The sequence below is a fragment of the Bifidobacterium eulemuris genome (genome assembly GCF_014898155.1).
In the GTDB taxonomy this organism is placed as follows: domain Bacteria; phylum Actinomycetota; class Actinomycetes; order Actinomycetales; family Bifidobacteriaceae; genus Bifidobacterium; species Bifidobacterium eulemuris.
This window is the reverse complement of sequence record NZ_CP062938.1, coordinates 317,479-340,725: the sequence shown is the minus strand read 5'-3', so window position 1 is coordinate 340,725 and position 23,247 is coordinate 317,479. Positions and strand designations below refer to the sequence as shown.

Annotated in this window: 18 protein-coding genes; 7 read left to right on the top strand and 11 right to left on the bottom strand. The window is 63.8% G+C overall.

The features are described from left to right. Positions 1-83: 83 nt before the first annotated feature. Complete coding sequence (locus BE0216_RS01480) at positions 84-725, bottom strand: TetR/AcrR family transcriptional regulator (RefSeq protein ID WP_158217179.1); 642 nt, start codon at positions 723-725, stop codon at positions 84-86. A gap of 163 nt (positions 726-888) precedes the next feature. Between BE0216_RS01480 and BE0216_RS01475 the strand changes: the two genes are divergently transcribed. Then, a complete protein-coding gene (locus BE0216_RS01475) occupies positions 889-1,971 on the top strand; it encodes a lipocalin-like domain-containing protein (protein ID WP_193042822.1) in 1,083 nt (360 codons plus the stop codon). Positions 1,972-2,117: 146 nt separating this feature from the next. Here BE0216_RS01475 and BE0216_RS01470 read toward each other — a convergent pair whose 3' ends face one another. The 4 genes from BE0216_RS01470 to BE0216_RS01455 form a co-directional block, all read right to left on the bottom strand. After that, complete coding sequence (locus BE0216_RS01470) at positions 2,118-2,870, bottom strand: carboxymuconolactone decarboxylase family protein (protein ID WP_094636448.1); 753 nt, start codon at positions 2,868-2,870, stop codon at positions 2,118-2,120. A 2-nt stretch (positions 2,871-2,872) separates the two neighbouring features. Then, complete coding sequence (locus BE0216_RS01465; RefSeq protein WP_094636242.1) at positions 2,873-3,925, bottom strand: zinc-dependent alcohol dehydrogenase family protein; 1,053 nt, start codon at positions 3,923-3,925, stop codon at positions 2,873-2,875. A gap of 175 nt (positions 3,926-4,100) precedes the next feature. Continuing rightward, on the bottom strand, positions 4,101-7,151 hold the full coding sequence (locus BE0216_RS01460) for an ABC transporter permease (RefSeq protein WP_094636243.1): 3,051 nt from the start codon (positions 7,149-7,151) through the stop codon (positions 4,101-4,103). Between the two features lies 1 nt (position 7,152). Beyond that, complete coding sequence (locus tag BE0216_RS01455) at positions 7,153-7,854, bottom strand: ABC transporter ATP-binding protein (RefSeq protein ID WP_094636244.1); 702 nt, start codon at positions 7,852-7,854, stop codon at positions 7,153-7,155. A gap of 147 nt (positions 7,855-8,001) precedes the next feature. Here BE0216_RS01455 and BE0216_RS01450 point away from each other — a divergent pair, with 147 nt between their 5' ends. The 3 genes from BE0216_RS01450 (at position 8,002) to BE0216_RS01440 (ending at position 11,254) form a co-directional block, all read left to right on the top strand. Then, positions 8,002-8,604 carry a TetR/AcrR family transcriptional regulator gene (locus tag BE0216_RS01450; protein WP_094636245.1) on the top strand — a complete coding sequence of 201 codons (603 nt, stop codon included), beginning with the start codon at positions 8,002-8,004 and terminating at the stop codon, positions 8,602-8,604. 104 nt (positions 8,605-8,708) lie between these two features. Further along, complete coding sequence (locus BE0216_RS01445; RefSeq protein WP_094636246.1) at positions 8,709-10,577, top strand: bifunctional ADP-dependent NAD(P)H-hydrate dehydratase/NAD(P)H-hydrate epimerase; 1,869 nt, start codon at positions 8,709-8,711, stop codon at positions 10,575-10,577. Positions 10,578-10,624: 47 nt separating this feature from the next. Beyond that, positions 10,625-11,254, top strand: a complete 630-nt coding sequence (locus BE0216_RS01440) for an HAD family hydrolase (RefSeq protein ID WP_094636247.1) — start codon at positions 10,625-10,627, stop codon at positions 11,252-11,254. Between the two features lie 79 nt (positions 11,255-11,333). On the opposite strand, the gene BE0216_RS01435 is transcribed toward BE0216_RS01440, so the two are convergent. Then, the gene (locus tag BE0216_RS01435) at positions 11,334-12,770 is read right to left on the bottom strand and encodes an MFS transporter (protein ID WP_094636248.1); all 1,437 of its coding nucleotides are present in this window, start codon (positions 12,768-12,770) and stop codon (positions 11,334-11,336) included. Between the two features lie 192 nt (positions 12,771-12,962). Then, positions 12,963-15,239, bottom strand: a complete 2,277-nt coding sequence (locus tag BE0216_RS01430; protein WP_094636249.1) for a glycoside hydrolase family 2 protein — start codon at positions 15,237-15,239, stop codon at positions 12,963-12,965. Positions 15,240-15,428: 189 nt separating this feature from the next. On the opposite strand from BE0216_RS01430, the gene BE0216_RS01425 reads away from it, so the two are divergent. The 3 genes from BE0216_RS01425 (at position 15,429) to BE0216_RS01415 (ending at position 19,466) form a co-directional block, all read left to right on the top strand. After that, positions 15,429-16,463, top strand: coding sequence for a LacI family DNA-binding transcriptional regulator (locus tag BE0216_RS01425; RefSeq protein WP_158217180.1), 1,035 nt, complete (start codon positions 15,429-15,431; stop codon positions 16,461-16,463). 129 nt (positions 16,464-16,592) lie between these two features. After that, positions 16,593-17,516: a LysR family transcriptional regulator gene (locus tag BE0216_RS01420; protein WP_094636251.1), complete on the top strand. Its 924-nt coding sequence runs from the start codon at positions 16,593-16,595 to the stop codon at positions 17,514-17,516. 135 nt (positions 17,517-17,651) lie between these two features. Next, the gene (locus BE0216_RS01415) at positions 17,652-19,466 is read left to right on the top strand and encodes a DUF975 family protein (protein WP_094636252.1); all 1,815 of its coding nucleotides are present in this window, start codon (positions 17,652-17,654) and stop codon (positions 19,464-19,466) included. 133 nt (positions 19,467-19,599) lie between these two features. Here the strand turns inward: BE0216_RS01415 and pyrE are convergent, their stop codons facing one another. The 4 genes from pyrE to pyrF all read right to left on the bottom strand — a co-directional run bounded on the left by pyrE (position 19,600) and on the right by pyrF (position 23,200). After that, positions 19,600-20,295 (bottom strand): orotate phosphoribosyltransferase, encoded by a 696-nt coding sequence (pyrE, locus tag BE0216_RS01410; RefSeq protein ID WP_169714253.1) that lies wholly within the window; start codon positions 20,293-20,295, stop codon positions 19,600-19,602. A 126-nt stretch (positions 20,296-20,421) separates the two neighbouring features. Further along, complete coding sequence (locus BE0216_RS01405; RefSeq protein WP_094636254.1) at positions 20,422-21,369, bottom strand: dihydroorotate dehydrogenase; 948 nt, start codon at positions 21,367-21,369, stop codon at positions 20,422-20,424. Between the two features lies 1 nt (position 21,370). Then, a complete protein-coding gene (locus tag BE0216_RS01400) occupies positions 21,371-22,195 on the bottom strand; it encodes a dihydroorotate dehydrogenase electron transfer subunit (protein ID WP_094636255.1) in 825 nt (274 codons plus the stop codon). A gap of 45 nt (positions 22,196-22,240) precedes the next feature. Next, positions 22,241-23,200, bottom strand: coding sequence for an orotidine-5'-phosphate decarboxylase (gene pyrF, locus BE0216_RS01395; RefSeq protein WP_094636256.1), 960 nt, complete (start codon positions 23,198-23,200; stop codon positions 22,241-22,243). Positions 23,201-23,247 lie beyond the last annotated feature (47 nt).

Genomic DNA, 23,247 nt, shown 5'->3' with positions numbered 1-23,247 from the left:
ATCCACAAAATTGAAGAGGTCGCCGCGTTGTTCCGATACGCTTCCGATGTTGAGATTGGTTCAGCGATGCGAGTGGATATGACTCAGGCGACGTAGTTGGCGGCGAGGGCGCGGATGATGGCAGTCAGTCTGGCGACGGTGTCGTCCTTGTCGACCTGGTCGCGGCGGGCGAACCACCATTGGCTGGTCTGGCTGATCGCGCCGATGAACATCTCCGCGAGCAGCGTCGCGTCGCGGGAGGCCTCTTCGTCCGTCCGTCGCGGATCTCTGTTCAGCAGATCGGTCCGGATACGATCGGCCAGATTCTGATGGAATCCTTCGGCCGTGGCATGGATCAGGATATTGGCCGCCTTGCCGCCGTCCAGCGCCTTGAGCAGCTCCTTGTTGTCTTCCAGAAAATCGAATCCGGCGCGGATGATGGCCTCGCAGTACTCCACGGCGCCGATGTTCCCGTCGCGGCCGCGTATGGCTTTGGCGCTGTAATCGGCCCGCAATTCCTGCGCCATGAACGAGAAGAAATCGTATTTGTCCTGAAAATGCTTATAGAACGTGGCCGTGCGGATCATGGCCGCGTCGCACAGTTCGGTGACGGTGATCGCCTCGAAGGGCTTGCGGCCGATCAGCTCCTTGAACGCGGCGAACAGGGCCGCATAGGTTTTGCGCACACGCAGGTCGCGGGACGCGAAAGATCGCGGTGGCGACTGGAAGTCGTGTTGTCCGTTCATCGTCATTCACCTTTTCGTGGAGGAATCAACCCGATTCGTCAATTAAGTCACGAATCCTCATCATTCGTTCCTTGCGGCCCGATGGGCCCGTGGTTATGGTCATATCAAGAAAAGTTGCGAATGTCAATTAACATGCGTTCGCTCGTTAGAAAGGACGATGATGATGACCACGGCGAGACTGATGGATGACCCCAAGGATTACGTGCGGCTGGGCGTCAATCCGGAGCATATCGAAACATGGGAGGACGGCCGCCGCAGCACGTCGGCCAAAGGCATGTGGGAATGGTGGTATTTCGACGCGATTCTGGACGACGGCACCAAAGTCGTCATCCAGTTCTTCACCAAATCCGGCGCCCACCTCTATTCAGGCAAGGACCACCCACGCTTCACCATCAAGGTCACGCTGCCGGACGGCACCGAATACATGAGAGAACCCAAATTCCAAGTCTCCGAGGCGTCGTGGGGCGAACGGCAATGCGATGTGCGCTACGCCGCGCACCGCTTCAGCGGCGACCTCAAGGACTATGACATCCACGTCGAGCCGATCGACGGTCTCGGCGCGGATCTGCATCTGCACAGCCTGTCGAAGCCATACCGCCCAGGTAGCGCGTACTTCGAATTCGGCTCGCCGGACCGCTTCTACACATGGTTCTGCGCGGTGCCCAAAGGCGAGGTCAGCGGCGCGCTGACCATCGACGGCAAGCGTGTCGAGGCGCACGGCTACGGCTATCACGACCATCAGTGGGGCAACGTGAACTTCCTGAAGGAATGGAACCACTGGGTGTGGGCGCGGCAAAGCTTCGACGACTGCTCCATGCTCGTATTCGACATGGTGGCCAACGAAAAGATGGGCCACGCGCGCTTCCCCATCGTGTTCATCCAGGACGAGAACGGCGACCTCATCTTCGAGAACACCCGCAACGTGGAATGCGAAGTGCTTGAGGACTACCACGATGAGGTCAGCGAGAAGGACTATCCGAAGGCCATCCATTACGTGTTCCGCAACGACGGTGTGACCGCGGACTACACGCTGCGTATGAACGAGATCATCGAATGCAACGGGCGGAACAACCTGCCATGGATCAAGCGCACCGTCGCCGGCCTCAACGGCCTCGATCCCGCGTACACCCGATATTCCGCCACCGGCGACCTCATCCTCACCACCGATGACGACCGGATGGAACGCAGCGGCAATCTGATCTACGAGTTCATGTACCCCGGCGCGACATACAAAGGCCTGATGTGACCTGCCTACAAAAGAAACGGAGCCGAGGAATCTCTTGAACGTGAGATTCCTCGACTCCGCTACGCTCCGCTCGGAATGACGAGGGGAAGCTACGCTGCGCTCGGAATGACGAGGGGGAGGCAAAGCCCCGCCGGAATGACGGAGCGTTACTCCTTGGTGGCGGCGTCCACGCAGGCCAGGGCGTTGAGGGTGCGCGGATAGCCGATGTAGGGCATGATCTGCGAGACGACCGCGATCATGAACTCCTTGGAATTGCCCACGCCCACATTCGCCCTCACATGGCTGGTGAGCTGCGGCTCGCAGCCTCCCTGCGCGGCGAGGAAGCAGGCGGTGATCATCTCGCGCTCGCGGTCGTCGAGGCCGCCGCGCGTGTAGTAGTCGCCGAAGCAGTTATCGACGAGCCACTGGCGTATATGCATCGTCTCGGCGGGCTCGCTGTGCGCGAAGCCGCGCATATGCTCGCCGAAGATGCGGATCTGCGTCTCCTCGCCCGCGGCCTCGCGGGTGTCTGCCGTGACCGTGCCCTGCGGTTCCAGCGGGGTCGCGACGCCGCGCTCGTGCAGCGCGTCGTTCGCGGCTTTGAGGAACGGCAGCGTGCGGCCGAATCCCAGATACGCGGTGCCCTGGTAGACGATTTCCTTGATCTGGACCGGGGTCACGCCGGAATCAAGGGCGACCGGCACCATCATCGCGAACGCGTCCACGCCCTGGCACCCCATCAGCGCGGCCAGAATCGCCATCGAACGTTTCGCGTCGGTCAGTTCGGGATGGTTCGCGCCTTCGGACTCGACCACCTCGCCATAGGCGAAGTTCGAGAACAGTTCGATGAACTCGGGATCGCTCTGTTCCAGCGTCTGCCGTCCGTCCGCAAAGAATCCGTTGTTCTTCTTGCCAAACATCATCAGACCTCGCTCACGCGCAGCAGGGACTTGATGGTGCGGCGCTCGTCCATGGCGGCGTAGGCCTCCTGGATCTCGTCGAGTGTGAACTCGGCGGTGAACACGCGGCCGGGGTGGATTTCGCCCTTCATCACCAGGTCGAGCAGATGGTCGACCTCGGTGTCGTAATGGCGCACCGGGGCGGGCCCGCCCTTGAGCCCCACGTTGCGGTAGAACAGTCCGGGAATGTCGGCCTCGACGTCGTGGGGCAGACCCACGCGGCCGACGGTCGCGCCGGCGCGGGCCACCTTCATCGCGGTGTCGTTCGACTGGGCGGAGCCGACGCATTCAAGCACCGCGTCCGCGCCGTAGCCGCCGGTCATCTCCATCACCTTGGCCACGGCCTCGTCGCCGCGCTCGGCCACGATATCGGTCGCGCCGAACTCGCGGGCCAGAGCCTGACGGTCGGCGTGACGGCTCATCGCGATGATGCGCTTGGCGCCGCGGATCTTCGCGCTCAGCACGCCGCACAATCCCACCGCGCCATCGCCGAACACCACGGCCGTGTCGCCCGGCTTGACTTCGGCGGAGGCGGCCGCATGGTAGCCGGTCGGCATCACATCGGACAGCGCCAGCAGGTCGGCCAGCAGCTCGTCGGAGAACGACTTCGCGTCGCCCGGAACCACCACCAGCGTGCCGTTGGCATGCGGCACGCGCAGCGTCTCGGCCTGGCAGCCCATGCCCTCGTCGGAGCCGAAATAGCCGCCGTGCGGACAGCTCGACTCGAAACCGGCCTTACACACCGGGCACACGCCGCAGGAGAACGGGAACGGCACGACCACGAAATCGCCCGGCTTGGCGACGGTCACGTCGTCACCCACCGACTCGACCACGCCGATCGCCTCATGGCCGGTCTGCGTGTCCGCGTCACGGCCGTCGCGGAAGAACCACAGGTCCGAACCGCACACGCAGGCGCGCACCACGCGGATGATCGCGTCGCCGGCGTCGACGATCGCGGGCGCGGGACGCTCCTCGCACGCCATCTGCTTGATGCCTTTGTAAATCGCTGCCTTCATAGAATCGCTCCTTGAACGGCGCTCCCGCCCGGCCGACGGCCGCCGCGACGGCGGGCGCGACCGGACCGGAGGCGCATCATTGATACGCCTCACACTCTAGGAGAGGCGTATTTCGGATTCAAATGTTTCGCACGAGGGTTCAGCCATGCGCAAAAAGCATGGCGAATCCCGTCCGTCAGTCGACGGACTTCAGCGCGGCGAGCATATCGACCTTCTTCAGCCGGCGCCACACGACCCAGCCGAGCGCGGCGAGCACCAGCGCGATCACCAGGGCCGGCATCCAGAAGGCGTGCGGCACGAGGGAGGGATCGAACATCACTTCGTCGGGCGGCACTTCGGTGATGATGTAGCGGTGCAGCCACGCGCCGAACCCGAACCCGGCCAGAACGCCCAACGCCGACAGCACCAGAGTCTCCCGGTAGATGTACATCGTCGTCTCGCCCGTGTGGAAGCCGAGCACCTTGATGGTGGACAGCTCGCGGATGCGTTCGGACACGTTGAGATTGGTGAGGTTGTAGAGGATCACCACGCCGAGCAGCACGGCCACGACGATCAGCACCTCCATGATCTGGTTGAGCGAGATGACGATCTGGTCGACCATCTGCTTGTTCGTGATGTTCTGCACCACTCCCCTCACGCCGGAAAGCTCCATGAACCGCGCCCCCTGCTCGGCCGCGTTGTCGGTGCTGGTGTCGACGAGCCTGACCATATGCGCATTGGACTGGTATTCCTGATGGAAGGCGCGTTCGTAGCCTCCGGAGCTCATGACCACGAAATGTCCGATATACATCTCGCACACGCCGGTGACCGTGATGCGGCGCTCCACGCCGTTCTCGTCGTCCACCGTGAACGTGTCGCCCACGCCGACGCCCAAGGTTTCGCTGAGCCGTTCCGAAATGACGGCGCCGTTGTCGGTGAGCACCTGGGTGCGCTCCGTGCCGCGCTCGCGCAGCGTCATATAGTCGCCGTAGTTGTACGGGTCGTCCGTCACCAGCAGGGTCATCTCCTGCTTGTCGACGGAATCCCGGACGGTTTTCGTCAGCGTCTCGTAGTGGATGGGCATCGACGAGCGCACCGCGTCGTCCTCGAGCGCCGTCTGCACCTCGTCGCTCTGCTCCTGGTTGTTGTCGGAGTTCTCCGCCACGATGAGGTCGTAGTGGATCAGGTCGCCGAACTGGCGCTCGCTGATCTCGCCGATGGAGCCCTGCACGCCGAGCCCGGCGAACAGCAGCGCCACCGCGCCGCACACGCCGAATATGGTCATCACCATGCGTCCCTTGTATCGGAACAGGTTGCGCGCCGTGACCTTGCGCGTGAAGCTCATCCGGTTCCATAGCGGCGTGACCCGTTCGAGCAGGATCGTGGACCCTTTGGCGGGCGGTTTGGGCAACAGCAGGGCGGCGGGCTTCTCTCGCAGTTCGCGCGAGGCGACCAGCCATGAGGGCAGCACGGCGCTCGCCCAGGCGAGCAGGAACGCCACGAGCGTGATGCCGGGGTGGAATTCGAGACTGATGCGTGGCAGGCGGAATCCGTTCGAATACGCCCGGTCCACGATCAGCGGCAGCAGCGTGTGTCCGGCGGCCGCGCCGATTATGGTGCCGACGGTAGAGGCGGCGAAGCCGTACATGGTGAACTTCCGCATCACATCCATATCGGAGTATCCCAGCGCTTTGAGGGTGCCGGAGTTGACGCGCTCCTCGTCGACCATGCGTCCCATGGTCGCGAAGGTGACCAGCGCCGCCACCAGATAGAGGAATATCGGGAAGATGCGCGCCAGTTTCGCCACGATGTCCGCGATGATCATGTACACGCGGTAGCCCTCGCCGCCAAGTCCCTCGCGCCGCCCGTTGACGGAATAGGCCGGCACGCTCAGGCCCTCCACCTTCTCCTCGGCGAGACGGATCTGCCGTTCGGCTTCGGCGATCTGCTCCTCGGCCGCCGGCTTGGCCTCGTTGAATTCGTCGAGCTTGGTCTGGTATTCCTCCTCGGCCTGTTCCAGCGTGCGCTGGCCTTCGATCAGCTGGCTTGTGCCGTCCGTCGCGGAGTCGGCGAGGTCACTCGCCTTGGAGCGGATGGAGCGCTGCGAATCCTGGATTTGGTCGGCCGTGCTGCCAATCTGGTTGTACAGGTCGCCGATGGCATCGTTCAGCGCCTGAAGCTGCTGTTGGGCGGATTCGAGGGAATCGGCCTGTTGGCTGCGATTGTCGGACAGCACCTCCTCCAGCCGCTGTTGGGCGTCGCGCAGCGCGTTGATCGAAGAATCGATCACGTCGAGATCGCCGCCGATGTCGTCCATCGTGGCCTGCGCGCCCAAAACCGCGGTACTGCTTTCGGTTGAGATCTGATCCTTGCCGGCCTCGATCTGCGCTTTGGCTTGGTCGAGTTGCGCCTCGGCGTCGGCAAGCTGCGTCTTGGCCTCGTCGACCTGCTGGCGGGCCTTGGCTATCTGCTCGCGCCGGCTTTCTCGGATCTCCTCCACACGTTTGTCGGGCTGGTCCGCAAGACGCGTGGAGAGCTCGTCCTTGTGCTCCTGCACGCGGTCGGCGTATTCGTCGCTCCAATAGTCGAGTCCCTGCGTGTCGGTGAAGGTGATGCGGGCGATCATCGCCACGTCGGAATCGAATGCCGCTTCGGTCACGACCGCGTACTGGTTGAGCTGTCCGCTGCCCGCCGTGGATGTGCCCAGGTTGAGTCCGGAGATCGCCTCGCTGGAACGCACGAATCCCACCACTTCGAATTCGTCGGCGGTCAGCACCGTGTCTCCGGCGATGTCCGGCTCCTCGGTGAGTGTGAAGGTGCTGCCGACGCCGTAGGAGTCCTCCAGCCCCTCGTCCAGCGCGATCTCGTCGGCGGCCTGGGGCAGTCTGCCTTCGATCACCTCATAGGTGGATACGGCTTCGGGCAGCGAGTTGATCCGCACGCTGCGGTTCGTCCCTTTGATGACCACGTCCTTGAAATATCCGAATTCCGCCTGGCGCACGCCCGGCGTGCCCGAGATGACGGTCCGGTCGTCGTCGTTCAGCCCGTATTCGGACACCACGGTCACGTCGGCGAGGTTGTGCTCTCCATAGAACGCCTTGCCGGTCGCCTCCATATCCGGCCCTGTGACCCACAGTCCGACCAAGGCGAACGACCCCAGCGCCATCAGGCAGACGATGGAGACGAAGCGTCCCCACGAATGCGTGAAGGCCAGACGGATGTCTTTGCGCAGCATGCGTCTGCTCATGTCACCACTCCAGATCCTTGATGTCCATCGGATGTTCGTTGGTCTCCACGGCGGTGACGCGTCCGTCGTGCATGCGGATCACCCGGTCCGCGATGGGAGCGATGGCCGAGTTGTGCGTGACGATGACGACGGTGGCGCCGCGTTGGCGGCTCATGTCCTGCAGGATCTGGAGCACCTGTTTGCCGGTGTTGTAGTCGAGGGCGCCGGTGGGTTCGTCGCACAGCAGGATCTTCGGGTTCTTCGCCACGGCCCTGGCGATGGCGACGCGCTGCTGCTCCCCGCCGGACAGCTGCGCGGGGAAGTTGTTCACACGGTCGCGCAATCCCACGTCGGTCAGCGCCTGCACGGGGTCCTGCGCGTCCGCGACGATTTCGGAGGCGAGTTCGACGTTCTCCTTGGCGGTGAGGTTGGCGACGAGATTGTAGAACTGGAACACGAAGCCGATGTCGTTGCGACGGTAGTCGGTGAGTTGCCGGGCGGAATATCCGGAGATGTCCTTGCCGTCGATGACGACCTGCCCCGAGGTGTTGGTGTCCATGCCGCCCAGGATGTTGAGCACCGTCGATTTGCCCGCGCCGGACGCGCCGAGGATGATGGCGAGCTCCCCCTGCTCGATGGCGAAGGTAACGTCCTTGTTGGCTTCGATGACGGTGTCTCCCATGCGATAGCGTTTGACGCTGTGGTTCATCTCGATGTATGGCATTGCCGCGTATAATCCTTATTTGAACAACATGTTGATTTATTGTCGTTGCGATTGTAGAATCCGAACGACGACGGGTCAATGAACAATCCGCTTCGAGTTGTTCAATTTGAACACTCCGAGGCGAATCGTCGAAACAAAGGAGCCTGCATGACGGCGAAACGCGCCACCCAATCGGAAGCGAAGATCCGCGCTGCTTTCATCACGCTGATGGGCACGAAAGGATTCGACGCCATGACCGTGAGCGACATCGCGCGCGAGGCGGGCGTCAACCGGGGCACCTTCTACATGCATTATCTCGACAAATACGATCTGCGCCAAAGGCTGATCGACGACGAGGTCGAAACCATCGCCTCGATGGTGCTGGACGCCGCACCCGACCGGAAATCGCGCGAGCATCTCGACCCATGCGACTACATCCCCTATGACGCGATTCTCGCGGCGCTCACCCGCATCAGCGACGAATACGAGTTCTTCGCCGCCATCACCGTGCAGGGCGCGGACACGACCCTCTACGACCGTATGAAGGATATCCTTAAAAACTTGGTCGATGTGAAGCTGCCGGGGCCGGGAGCCGACGGTTCCGACTCCTCCCACGGCATTCCCCGGCCGTACGCGCAGGAGATCCTCGCCTCGGCGGTCTCGTCGATCCTGTGGCTGTGGCTGCGACGCGGCTGCAAGGAAAGCCCCGAACAGATCGCCTCGATCATCGAGCGCAATAAGACCCTGGCTCCCGTCGCCCTGATCGAGTGAACGCTGTGTCGGCATCGTGGCGACGTGATTCGGCGCGGAATGAACACGGTCCAAGGCGAGTAGAGTGGGCTGCGTCAGCACCGGCCGCAACGAAGGGACTCCCCATGGACAGCGCACAAGACGTAGAACGTCGCCATCTTCTTCTGCATGCGGCCTATGACGCCGCCTCCGTGCGCGCTATGGAGCGCCCGCTGCTCGACGACAACGTGCCGCTGATGCGCATGGCCGCCTCGGCCACGGCGCAGGTGGCCGCCCGCATGCTGGACGACGTGGATGTCGATCTGGACCACGCCCGCGTCGTGCTGCTCGCCGGTGCCGGAGACAACGGCGGAGACGGACTGTTCGCGGCCGCCGCGCTGGCCGAGGAGGGCGCGAAGGTGACCGCCATCGCCGTGGGGCGCGCGTTGCATGACAAAGGATTCGCCGCGTTCGTACGGGCCGGCGGCAAAGTGCTGGTGCTCGACCCCGCCGCCGACATCGCGGGCTGCTCCGCCGGATTCTCCGCGGGCGAGGCCGGGGAACGGCTGCAGGCCGCCATCGAGCTGGCCCAACGCGCGCATCTGATCATCGATGCGATGACCGGTATCGGGCTGGTCGGCCCGTTGCGCGGCATCCCCGCCACCATCGCCGCATCGCTCGGCATGGCCCCTCACGATGGGGACCCATCCGCGCCGCTCCCCTATCGGGCGGCCACGCCCAACCGCGAACCGTCCGGCGAACTGCCCATGGTGCTCGCCGTCGACACGCCGTCCGGCGTGGGAGTGGACGACGGTTCGCTGCCCGGACCGTATATCCCCGCCGACATGACGGTGACGTTCGGCGCGATGAAGCCCTGCGCCGTGCTGCCGCCGGCCACATTCGCCTGCGGGCGTCTTGAACTGGTCGATTTCGGATTCGACCTGGATTCGCGCAATCCCGTCGTGACGGCGGTGGGCGGCGAACAGGCCGGCGAGGCCATACGCCTGCCCCATGCGATGGATTCCAAATACTCGCGCGGCGTGGTGGGATTGGTCACCGGCTCCGCGAGATACCCCGGCGCCGCCGTGCTCACCGTGCGGGCCGCGTCGCGCGCGAACACCGGCATGGTGCGCTACCTCGGCCCCGAACGCGCGCAGAACATGGTGCTCGCCGCCGTACCCGAGGCGGTGCTCGGCAAAGGACATGTGCAATCGTGGGTGGTCGGCTCCGGCGTGCCCGAGGCCGCGGCGCTCAAAGACGGTGAGACCGACATCCAACGCGAGACCATCGCGCGGCTGCTGGCCCATTACGAGCTCGCCGTGGACGCCACCGACGACGATCCCGCCTATGATATGCCGCCCATCGTGGTGGACGCCGGCGCGTTGGACCTGCTGCCCGGTCAGGTGCCGCCGCAGGTGGTCGTCACACCGCATGCCGGAGAACTGGCCAAACTCGTCAACCGCCTGCGCGGGGACGCGCCGCGAGTGGACGATGAGAACGCGGACGGCGCCGCGTTGGATTCCGCCGTGCTGGATCCCGCGGGGCGTGACGAGCCCGTATCGGCGGCCGACGTGCTGGCCGAACCGTTGCGGTACGCGCGGCTCGCGCATGATCTGACCGGCGCGACGGTGCTGCTTAAAGGCGCTGTCACCATCGTCGTCGGCGAATCGGATATGACGTTGGCCTCGGGCGTCGCGCCCGCCTGGCTGGGCACCGCCGGCGCGGGCGATGTGCTGGCCGGCATGCTGGGCGCGCTGCTGGCGCAATACGACGAGGACGCCGAGGGGGTGGACGCGGACGAATACGCCGACGACGTGGCCTCCCTCGCCGCGGCCGGCGCCTACCTGCATGGAGTGGCGGCCTCCATCGCCTCGGAATCCGAACAGCGCGGCTGGCAGGAGCCGGATGTGTTCGGCATGACGGGCCGGCATCGGTTCAACGCCATAGGCCATCCGATCGTCGCCTCCGATGTGGTCAAAGCCATTCCCGACGCGATCGCGGAACTGCTCGCCTAGCCGCGTAAGGATCCATATTCGGCGCGCGGGCCTGGGCGGACGGTATCATGGCACGCATGATTACCGATGTGATTTTCGATTTCTGCGGCGTGCTGTTCGATTGGCAGTGCCGCGCCTGCTTGGAGAAGGCCGGCTACCCGGCCGAACTGGTCGACCATATCTGCGCGGACGGCGATCCGTGCGGCTTCTACGCCTATGAGGACCGTATGGACGCGGGCGAGGATTTCGCCGACATCCTGCCGGATGTGCGCCGCGAACAGGGCGATGAGATCGCCGAGGTGTTCCGCTACTACATCGAGCATTACGGCGACTCGCTCCCCCGCATGCTGCCGGGCATGGAGGATCTGCTGCGCGACCTCAAGGCGGCCGGACTCGGCGTGTGGGGCCTGACCAACTGGTCGCATGAGACCTTCCACATCGCCTTCGAGAAATACCCGCAGGTCGAGGAGCTGCTCGCCGGCACCGTCGTCTCCGGCGTCGAGAAGATGCACAAGCCCAACGCCGACATCTACGAACTGACGTTGAACCGTTTCGGCCTGAAGGCGGAGCGGTGCGTGTTCTTCGACGACACGGCGAAGAACATCGACGGCGCGAACGCCGTGGGATTGCACGGCCGGCGTTTCACCACCGCCGAGCAGGCCCGCGCCGACCTCGCCGCGCTGGGCGTCGCGTTGTGACACATACGGTTGGGGGCCGGTGCCGGACTGAACGTCCGGCACCGGCCCCCAACCGTATGCAATGCGGGGCGCGTGCGTCTTATTCGGCGGCGTTCTTCTGACGCTTGGCCTTGAGGATCTCCGTGTTCCTGGCGACGCGCTTCTTGTCCAGCGGGTAGACGAACACCATGATCAACAGCATGACCAGGAAGAAAATCGCCGGCAGCAGCGTCGAGAAGGTGTACAGGCCGTCGAGCGTCTCCTGGCTTTGCACGGCGGTGGCACCCTCCTGATATCCGATCCAGTCGATGGACACGCCGGCGAACCATCCGGCGAACGCCTGTCCGAGCTTACGGGCGAAGGAGTAGACGGAATAGCAGGTGGCGTCCTCGCGGACGTTCTTGGTCACCTCGATGTCGTCGATCACATCGGTGACCATGGCGAACACCACCAGATTGAACAGGCCGATGCCGATGAACGAGATGATGTAGATGACGATGAACAGCACCGCGTTGGTGGTGTGGAGCAGATACAGCACGAACATGCCCACCGTGCCGATGGCCGCGCCGAGGATGCCGATGCCCTTGCGTCCGAGGACCTTGGTGAGCGGCTGGACGAAGGGGGCCAGCACCAGCGTCATGACCACGCCGAACATATTGGCGATGGACAGCAGCTTCGCGTCGCCGAAGTAGTCGGTGTACAGATAGTTCGCCATCTGCTGAAGGAACAGCATGGCCATCAGCAGCGCGATGGCGCTGGAGATCAGTCCGACCATGGAACGGCTGGAGACGGCACCCTTGATCATGGTGAGGATGGACTGCACCGGGCTTTCGCCTTCGTTGGCCACGGTATGGTCCTCGGGCTTGACGCGCTCGACGGTCAGCGAATAGCAGGTGAAGTAGCACGCCAGCGACGCGATGGCGAACACGGCGGAGACGACCATGAAGATCTGGGTATGCTCGCCGCCGCGGATGATCTGGTTGCCGTTCTCGTCGGCCGTGTAGATGATCAGCGGGGCGACGACGCCGATGATCAGCTGGGCGAAGGTGGCGCCGATGGTGCGGAACGTGGACAGCGAGGTGCGGTGCTCCGACTCGAGCGAGATCACCGAGGCCATGGATCCGTAGGGGATGTTCACGCACGAGTACAGGATTCCCCAGATGATGTACGTGACTGACATGTAGACGATCTTGATGCCCATCGACTGGTTGATGCAGAACGTCTGGTACATCAGGAACGAGAAGATCACGGCCGGCACGGCCATCTTCATCATGACGGGACGGTATTTGCCGTGGGGGCCCGGCTTGGCGCGGTCGACCACGATGCCGACGGTGACGTCCGCGAAGGCGTCGATTATACGCGCCACGAGGAACAGTGTGCCGACGACGGTGCCGGGAACGCCCATCACCTTGGTGTAGAACACCATCAGGAACGAGCTGGCGAAGATGAACATGAAATCGTTGCCGAAGTCGCCGAAAAGATAGCCGACTTTGTCTCTGATTCCGAAAGGACGAATCGTTGGTGTCGAGGATGTCATATGCCTCTCCTTGTTCGGAAAAAAGTATGGGAATCCCATGGGGCCGCCGTTGGTTGGCCATGGGGCTTCGGGAGATGGTTTACGTGGGGATGGGATGCGACGGCGTCGTCGTCGAGGGCCGTCGCATCCCATGGGTTGTGTGGTGATGTGGTGGTGTGGGCGGGGCGGCAGCCTGTGCCGCGCGCCCGCCGACTACTTCTTGATCCGCTGGAGCTGCTGGTTGATGTAGGCCAGCTTCTCGCTGTGGTTCTCGGTGGCGCCGCCCATCATGCCGCCTTCGGCGAGCAGGCTTTCGACGCTCTGATTGCCCATGATGCCCAGCATCGAGGCCTTGACCCGCATGCCCGCCATGCTGCTCGCCGCGTTGGCCAGCACCTGCGCGGCCTCCTTGTTGGCGATGATGTCGTTGATGAGGTCCTTCACCGAGAAGCAGGTCTCGTCGATATCGCCGATGGCCTGCACCTCGTCGAGATTCACATCGTCGAACCAGTTGGACACGCCCGCGCCTCCTTCAGGATCCACGAAGACGTAGGGGGCCCACGGTTCGGCCACCTTCTCGAACGTCGTCGAATCCGTCAGCTCACCGGCCTTGGCGCTGATATGGGTGAAGCCCTCATGCAGCGGCACGTCGGCGAAGGAGAACACGTGGCTGCCTACGATCGTGGCATGCTCCACCCCGTCCACGAACAGCGTCACGCTGGGCTGGTTGGAGTACACCTTGACCGTGATGGCGTCGCTGGCGCGCTTGGCGAAACGCTTGGACGCGATGTGCACCATCGGCTCCTTCGACCAATGCGCCTGATAGACGTAGAAGGAGTCCTTGCGGATCTTGCGGTCGATGGTCATCAGACCCTTGTTGTTGCGTCCCTGGACGCCGCCCTCGTTGCGGGCGTCGCAGCCGAAGTCGAACATGTTCCACACATGCGTGCCCCACAGCCAGGGGCGCTGGTCGATGATGTCGGCCATATGCTCGTGGTAGAGCGCCTGGTACTCCTCGCTGTAGTCGCCGCACTGCGGATCGTCGGTGTGGTAGGAGATGATGCCTTCGCAACCGTATTCGGACAGGCCGAAGGAACGGTCCGGATGCATCGCGTGGAACTGGTCGACCCACGCCTCGTTGTCCTCCATCTTGCCGCCGTACCAGCCGAAGTAGTGGTTGTAGCTGAGGATGTCGGTGATCTGGTTGTGCTCGGAATCCATCGGCGTGCTGGACACCTGCGCCATCGTGGTCGGGCGCGTGGGATCGAGCCGGTGGGCCAGATCGTTAAGCTCCTTGAGGTTGGCGACCAGCTGCGGGCTGTCGCCGCCGATGAGGATCTCATTGGAGATGCCCCACATCAGAATCGACGCGTGGTTGAAGCTTTGGGTGATGAGCTCGGTCATCTGGTGGATGCAGTCGCGGTGGGCGGCGGGATCGGCGTTCATACGCGAGATGAACGGGATCTCAGCCCATACCACGAAGCCGAAGCGGTCGCACAGGTCGTAGAAGTCCTGCGACTGCTGGTAGTGGGCCAGGCGGATCGTGTTCGCGCCCAGCTCGCTGATCAGGGCCGCATCCTCGAAATGGTCGGCGTACTCGAGGGCGTTGCCCTTGCCCAGACGGTCCTGATGGCGGGAGACGCCGCGCAGCGGGGTGAGCTTGCCATTGAGGAAGAATCCCTGGGCCGGATCGAACCGGAACTCGCGCACGCCGTGCGCCACCTCGATCTGGTCGACGACCTCGTTATGTCGCACGATCGAGGCGGTGACCGTGTACAGGTACGGATCCTCGGTGCCCTGCCACAGATGCGCGTCGGGGATGGTGATCTCGGTGCGCACCGAGGCGGCGGCGGGCATGGTCGCCGCCGCGACGATGGTCTCGCAATCGTCGGTCACCTCGAAATAGACCTGGTCGCCCTCCTGCGGATCGCTGACCCAGGCGCGGGCGTCAAGCAGCGCGTTTCCATCCTCGATCGTGGAGGACACGGTGACGCCGGGGCCCGCATGGTAGTCGAGATCGAAGTGGGTGGGATTGACCTGGATGACCGTGACGGGACGGTACAGGCCGCCATAGAAGGTGAAATCGGCCATCTGCGGATAGATGTCGGAACGTTCGGCGTTGTCCACCCGCACGGCCAGTTCGTTGGCCGCGTCGGTCAGCACATCGGTGACATCCGCGCGGAACGCGCCGTACGCCCCCTCATGCTCGGCCACCTTATGGCCGTTGACATAGACCTCGGCCACGGTGGCCGCGCCTTCGAACTCCAGATAGGTGCGTGTGCCGGGGGCGCTTTCGGGCAGAGTGAGCTCGGTGACGTACCAGCAGGCGCCACGCCAATAGTCGGCGCCGCCGTCCTGTCCGTCGAGCGCGTTCCAGCTGTGCGGAACCGTCACCGGCCGCCAGCCTTTCGCGTCGGAGCAGGTGGGGACGCCATCGATCTGGTCCTTGGTGAAGAGCCAGCCGTCATGCAGGGTTTGCGTGGTGCGCATATCACTCCTTTGTCGTGCGTATCGTCTGTCGATATCGCGACCGGTACCTCGTTGTCTTCCGCCGGCCGATGAATCAAGGCTAGAATCGCGCGCGCAAGCGTCGATATGTCTTTCCATGTTTTTCCATGGAGCCCACGTCCGATATCCGCTCTGCGTGAACGAGGACCGGGTGCGGGCTACGATGGGCGTATGTCCGATCACGAGCAGAACGCAGATGCCGCCGCCGGTCGAGCGGTCACCATCAACGACATCGCCAAAGCCGCCGGGGTCTCCCCCGCGACGGTTTCGCGCTCGCTGTCGCGGCCCGGGCGGGTGAACGCCGAAACCGCGAACCGTGTGCGGCGCATCGCGCAGGATCTCGGCTATCGGGCCACGAATTCGACGTTGGAGCATGATCAGGCGTTGCGTGGTGCGATATTGGCGGTCGCCGCCGATCTGCGCTACCCCATCTACGCCGAATTCCTCTACGGCATGCAAGGCCTTTGCATGGCCAAGAACTTCTGCCTGACCACCGCGGTCAGCGCCTACCGCACCGACACGGAACGCGGCATCATCGCGCGGTTCTCGCCCTCCGTGGACGGCATCGTGCTCATCGGCACCAGTCTGTCCGACGCGGCGATCCGCAAGGCGGCCCAGATGCGTCCGCTGGTGGCGATCAACCGTCAGGTGAGCGGCGTGCAGTCCGTCGTCTGCGACGACCAGCACAGTCTCGACGAGGCCGTGCGCACGCTCAAAGCGCTCGGCCACACCTCGATCGAATACGTCGCGGGACCGGAACGCTCATGGCAGAACGGCATGCGCTGGCTGGCGCTGCTGAACGCCTGCCACAGGGAGCATATTCGGCTGCACCAGATCCCGGGCCCGAACCGCATATTCGACAGCGACGACGAGGTGGACGAATGGTTCGCGTCCCTGCTCGATCCCTCCGTCACTGCGGTGATCTCCTACAACGACCTCAGCGCCGAGATGATCCTGAACATGTACCGACGTCATGGCATGGATGTGCCGGGACGGGTCTCGGTGATCGGCATCGACGACATTCGCGAGGGAACCCTGCTCACCCCCGCGCTGTCCAGCATCAGCGTGCCGCGCGAACGCATGGGGGAATTGGCCGCGACCAAACTGATCGAGCGCATCCTGCGCGTATCGGACGGCATCGCCCCCGTGACGGTGCGCTCCACCTTCGTGCGCCGCGACAGCATCGGACCCGCGCGGGCGGCATGACCGCCGTCGCATCCACCAGACTGCCGTCACCCATTCGTCGGGCCCGCGCGTGCGACGCGACTGCCGTCCCACTGACGTACGGGGTATAACCGACGGGGCGGACCAGTCCCGCTGCTATAAATAAGCCTTATGACTCTGCTGCAACTCAAGTACATCGTCAAAATCGTCGAATGCGGCTCCATGAACGAGGCCTCGCACGCGCTGTACGTGTCGCAACCGGCGCTGAGCTCGTCGGTCAAGGAGCTGGAGAACGAGCTGGGCATCGAGATCTTCACCCGCTCGTCGCAAGGCATCGCGCTGACCGTGGACGGCGCCGAATTCCTCACCTACGCGCGCCAGGTGCTCGACCAGGCCGCCCTGCTCGAGGAACGCTACAAGCACGCCAAGCCACGCAAGCAGCTGTGCCAGGTCTCCACGCAGCACTACATGTTCGCCGTCGAAGCCTTCGTCAAGATGATCGAATCGCTTAAATCCGACGAATACGAGTTCACGATCCGCGAGACCCGCACGCGCGACATCATCAACCAGGTCGCCAACATGCAGTCCGAGATCGGCATCATGTACCTTTCGGACTTCAACAAGGACGTGATCGGCAAACTGCTGCGCGAGAAGCATCTGGAATTCCACCCGCTGTTCCGCGCGCCGCTGCACGTGTTCATCTCCCGGTCCAATCCGCTGGCCGGCAAGAAGGTCGTCACCATGGAGGATCTGAAACCCTTCCCGTTCATCCAATACGAGCAGGGCGAGGAGGGCTCCTTCTACTTCTATGAGGAGGCGGTCTGGCCGGACTACGCGCCCAAGCAGATCAACGTGACCGACCGCGCCACCATCCTCAACTTCATCATCGGCCTCAACGGATACACGGTGTGCACCGGCATCGACAACGGCGATCTCAACAACGAGAAGATCATCACCGTGCCGCTCGACTCCGACGAGACGATGCTGGTCGGTTGGATCACCAACGAGCGTACGAAACTGTCCAAGGCGGCCGAAACCTATCTGGACAAGCTCAAGGCGGTGGTGAGCGATCAGGGGTACACGCTGATCGACTGATCCGGCCCGAAGCGCCCGTCCGTGCGGAAGATCGGTCGGAGCCTACCCTGATTTTCCCCTGAAAGGCTTGTCAGACGCCCGTCCACGCGCAGGGGCGGCGTATTCTATGAGGAGCGAAGAGGGAGGCTCCGCCACATGGATAGAAAAGAGATGAAAAGGCAGGCCCGACGCACCCTGCGCGGACACTACTGGATTCTGGTCATCGTATGCCTGTTCGCGTCGTTTCTTGGCGCGGAATACGGTTCGTCGTTGTGGACCGCCACCTATGAGGATACGAGCGTGGTACGCGCCGAAACCAGCGATCGGCTGCAATCGCTGGTCGCGGACATCGCCACGGACAACGAAGCCGAAGCCCGCGACGAGGTGCAGCAGCGTCGGGATGAGATCAAACGTGAGGACACCATCAAGGCGTTGGGTCGTTCGCGCGGCGTGTTCTCCACCGTGCTCAACTCCTTCTCGTCGGGCGGCGTCATTCTGACCGTCTTCGATGCGATTCGATCGGTCGCGACATCGCAGAGCATCGCGGTCGTGATACTGGTGGTGTTCAGTCTCGCCGTCTACACCTTCGTCTGGCTGTTCATCAAAGAGACGTATCTCATCGTCGCCCGCAGGATGGTTCTGGAAAGCCGCGTCTACGAGCGTGTGCCGCTGCGCCGCTTCCTCTACCCCATCCAAACCCGCCAGTGGCCCAGGATGGCATGGAACATGTTCGTGTGCAACGTCTACCAATTCCTGTGGACGCTCACCATCGTCGGCGGCGTCGTCAAACACTACTCCTACATGATGGTGCCGTATATCCTCGCCGAGAATCCCACCATTTCGGCGAACGAGGCCATCACCCTGTCCCGGCGCATGATGAAGGGGCACAAATGGGAGTGCTTCGTGGCCGGGCTGAGCTTCCTCGGCTGGGATCTGCTGAATCTCGCCTCCTTCGGCCTGGTGGGCATCTTCTATTCCAACGCGTACCAAGCCGCCTTCTATGGCGAGTACTACGCGTACCTGCGCGGTCTGACCAAGACGAGCGGACTGCCCGGCAGCGAACTGATGTGCGACGTCTACCTGTTCGAGAAGCCCCAACGCGAGGTGGTGCGCTGCTCCTACAGCGACGTGGCGAGCGTGGTGGACGACGTCAGAGCCGCCGAACCGGTCGCCAAGCCGAGCGGATTCGTCGGATTCCTGTCGCAGCAGCTGGGCATCCAAATGAAATCCTCCCCGCAGGTGGTCGCGTATGAGGCGTATGAGGCGCGGCGGCATATGACGCGCGATGGACGTGACATCATCGAGGCTCGCGTCTATCCGGGCAGACTCGCCCCCGCTCCGATGCGTTTCAAAATGGAGGTGACGTCCGACCTGACCTCCGCGCGAAGCTATACGGTGCTGAATCTGGTGATGATGTTCTTCATCTTCTGCTTCGTCGGATGGCTGTGGGAGGTCAGCCTCGCGCTTATCACGGAGGGCACGTTCGTCAACCGGGGCACCCTGCACGGCCCTTGGCTGCCGATCTACGGCACGGGCGGCGTCGTCATCCTCGTGCTGCTCAAGCGTCTGCGCGACCGGCCATATCTGGAGTTCATCGCCGCGACGGTGTTGTGCGGCGTGCTGGAGTATTTCTCCTCCTGGTATCTGGAGGTGACCCATGACGGGCAGCGCTGGTGGGATTACACCGGATACTTCCTCAATCTGAACGGCCGTATCTGCGCCGAAGGATTGCTGACCTTCGGACTGGGCGGCCTGGCGATCGTCTATGTGATCGCGCCCGCGCTCGACAACCAGCTGAGGAAGGTCAACGCCAAAACGTTGGCCGTGATCGCGGTTGTGCTGTTGGCCGTCTATGCGGTCGATCAGGCGTATTCGATAGGGCATCCGAACAGCGGGGCCGGGATCACGGATTATGCGGTTCGCACGTCCGCGATCTCCGCGCCGGACGTGCGAACATTCCGCACACGATAGTCACAGAGGCGCACACGACGAAAACAACAGGAATGGGTGGTTTTCCAATGAAAACCGCCCATTGCCATGTTCGTTTCAGAGCCTCGATAGGGTCGCACGGGAGTCGTCGGGGCCGACGTCCGTGCGACGGCCCTTAAGCCCCATACCGCTCAAGATAACCATCGGCCGCGGCCTTGATCGCCTCGGTCACATACGGCTGCCCGTCGGCGGTCATGATGCGCCGGCCGGCCTCGAAGATCTCACGCACATTGGCGATGGCGAACACCGGGAATCCGAACTCCTGTTCCACGGCCTTGACCGCCGACAAATCGGAGTCGCGGGTCTTCTCCATGCGGTCCACGGACAGCACCAATCCCACGACCTCGACGTCCGCCTCGGCCTTGAGCTTGGGAATCACCTCGCGCACGGCGGTGCCGGCGGTCATCACATCGTCGACGAGCAGCACCTTCATGCCGTCGGTCAGCTGCGTGCCGACCATCATGCCGCCGTCGCCGTGGTCCTTCTTCTCCTTGCGGTCGAAGGTGTATCCCACCTCCATACCGTGCGCGCCGGTCAATGCGATCGCGGTGGAGACTCCCAGCGGAATGCCCTTGTACGCCGGGCCGAACACCGTGTCGATATCGGCGGGCAGGTTGCCGGCCTCGATTTCGGCGGCGATCTTCTCGGCGTAGAACGCGCCGAGCGTGGCGATCTTACGGCCGTCGTTGAACGCGCCCGCGTTGATGAAGTACGGACTTTGGCGGCCGGACTTCAACGTGAAATCGCCGAATTTGAGCGCCTGCGATTCGAGCAGGAACCGGGTGAAACGGATGTCAAGCGAATCGGACATCATGCGTGCCTTTCTATGAACAAGGTTGCTATGAAATATGCGTGGCTGTGGGAGTCTGACTGCGGGCCGGAACCGTCCGGTCCGACAAGGCGGGCCGTCTTGCGGGATCGCCGGAGCGGTTTTCCCTCAGCGCCAGGTCTGGCCCGCGGCGAGTTTGGCCGTGAGTTCGGGCCGCTCGTCCAGCAGGTCGTCGAGTTCGCGGGCCACGCGCAATGGTGCGACCGGGTCGAACAGGGCCGCGGCGCCGACCTCGACGGCGTTCGCGCCGGCGTACAGGTATTCGAGCGCTTTTTCGCCCGAATCGATGCCGCCGATGCCGATGATCGGAACCTCGGGAAGGGCCGTGCGCACACGGTAGACGGCGGCCAGACCGACAGGCAGCACCGCAGGGCCGGAGACGCCGCCGGTGACATGCGCGATAACCGGCTCTCCGGTGCGTATGTCGATGCGCATGCCGAGCAGCGTGTTGATCATGCTCAGCGCATCGGCGCCTGCTTCGACGGCCGCGCGGGCGGGCGCGGTGATGTCGGTGACGTTCGGCGTGAGCTTGACGATCATCGGCTTGTCGGTCATGGCGCGCAGACGGGTGATGAGCTTGCTCAACGCCACCGGATCGGTGCCCACGCTCATGCCGCCGTGGGTCACGTTCGGGCAGCTCACGTTGATCTCCAGCATGTCGGCGGGCGAGTCGGCGAGTTTGGCCACGACTTCGGCGTAGTCGTCGTCGCTATGGCCGGCCACGTTGGCGATGACGTTCGCGCCGATCTCCTTGAGTTTGGGAAGGTCGTCGACGAGATAATGGTCGACGCCGGGATTCTGCAGGCCCACCGCGTTGAGATTGCTGCCGGGTCCCTCGGCGGTGCGTGGGGACGGATTGCCCTCCCACGGCACGGGAGAGACGCCTTTGGTGCAGACGGCGCCGAGTTGGCTCACATCGTAGAACCAGCGCACGGCGGCGTACTGGAAGGTGCCGGAGGCGGTGCCGACCGGATTCTTCCACGGCACGCCCGCCACGATGGTCGGATGCTTCCACTCGTGGTCCTCGTACAGGTTGATATGCTTGGTTTCGCTCATCTCACTGCCCCCATCCCAATTGTTCGCGTGTGAACACCGGACCGTCGGCGCACACTTTGAGCCGTCCGTCCACGGTGTCGACGGTGCACAGCACGCAGGTGCCGAAACCGCAGCCCATGCGCTGCTCCATGCTCAACTGGCATGCGAGCGAACGCTTGGCGGCCCATGCGGCGACGGCCTTCATCATCGGCAGCGGGCCGCAGGAGAGGATCACCGTCTCCAATCCGTCCACCGTCAGTCCGCCGTCCGCCTCCAGACGGTCGAGCAATGTGACCACATTGCCGTGCGCGTTGTCGATGCTGACCGTGCGATCGGCGTATCGCGCGAACACGTCGTCCGCGAAGCGCACGTCGCGGTATCCGACCACGGCGGTGGTGCGCGACCGTTCGTCGGCGGCGAGATGCTGCGCGGCGCGCACCAGCGGTGGCACGCCGAGACCGCCCGCCACCAGCAGATAGTGCGCGGGGTTTTTCGTTTTGAAGGGATTGCCGAGAGGACCGAGCACGTCGACCGTGTCTCCGGCCTGATATCGCGCGAATTCGGCGGTGCCCTCGCCCACCACGGCGAAGATGACGCTCACCTCGTCGCCCTCGATTTCGCTGACGCCGAAGGGACGCGGCATCAGACGCATCGGATCCTTGGTATAGAGGTTCACGAACTGCGCCGGCTTCGCATGCGCGGCGATATAGGGATCATGGAAGGCCAGACGGACGACGCCGGGCGTGAGCTCCGTGACGTCGGTGATCTCGACGGTGTGGCGTGGCGGAAAATATCCGGCCTGCACGGCCTCGGCCACCACGTCGGCCGTTGGGGTGAAGGTTGCCATTGCTCTCCTTGTATGGTTGTGCGGAAGATGGAACGTGTCGGTCGTCTACAGCACCATGCGCAGGTTGTCGCGCATGTCGATGGCCGCCTCGCGCGCGGTGGCGGCGACCAATTCGAGCGCCTCGTCGGCGGACATGGACTCGCGCCACTCCCCCGACTTCTTCCACGCGCCGATGATGCCTCGAGACGAGTTGACGATCGCGCCGGAGCCGTCACGGTCGAACATGCCGCGCACGTCGGCCGCCGTGCCGCCCTGAGCGCCATAACCCGGCACCAAGAAGAAGGTGTGCGGCATACGCGCGCGCAGGGCCGCGCCTTCCTCGGGATGCGTGGCGCCGACCACCGCGCCGACGCGGGAATAGCCGTGGGCTCCGATCGAATCGGTGCCCCAGCCTTCGACCAGATCGGCCACATGCTCGTACACCTTCCCGCCGTCTGCCAGATCGAGCATCTGCAGTTCGCTGCTCGACGGGTTGGAGGTGCGCACCAGCACGAACACGTCCTTATCGGCCTGTTTCGCCGCGTCGACGAAGGGCGTGATGCCGTCGGTGCCGAGATACGGGTTGATGGTGACCGCGTCGATGTTCCACGGGTCATACGCGCCGTCGCCGGCGGCCACGCCGCTGAGCATATGCGCGTAGGCGGCGGCCGTCGAGCCGATGTCGCCGCGCTTGACGTCGGCCAGCACGTACAGGCCCTGCTGTTTGGCGTATTCGCAGGTCATCGTGTACACGTCGATGCCGGCGGGGCCGAGCGCCTCATACATGGCGATCTGCGGTTTGACGGCCGGTACGATATCGGCCACCGCGTCGATGATCGCGCGGTTGAATTCGAAGTAGGCGACGGCGAGCTGCGCGGCGGGCGCCTCCTCGGGGGTTTCCACGGAGTCGCGCACCTCGTCGGCGAAGCTCGCCACCACCTGCGGGGGCACCAGCGCCTCGGTCGGGTCGAGCCCGACGACGCTGGGATTCTGGGTGGCGTTGATGGCTGCGATCAGACGATCCATAGTGGGTCCTTTCTCTGCCGGATCGGCGGTGGCTTGTGGTGCGGGTG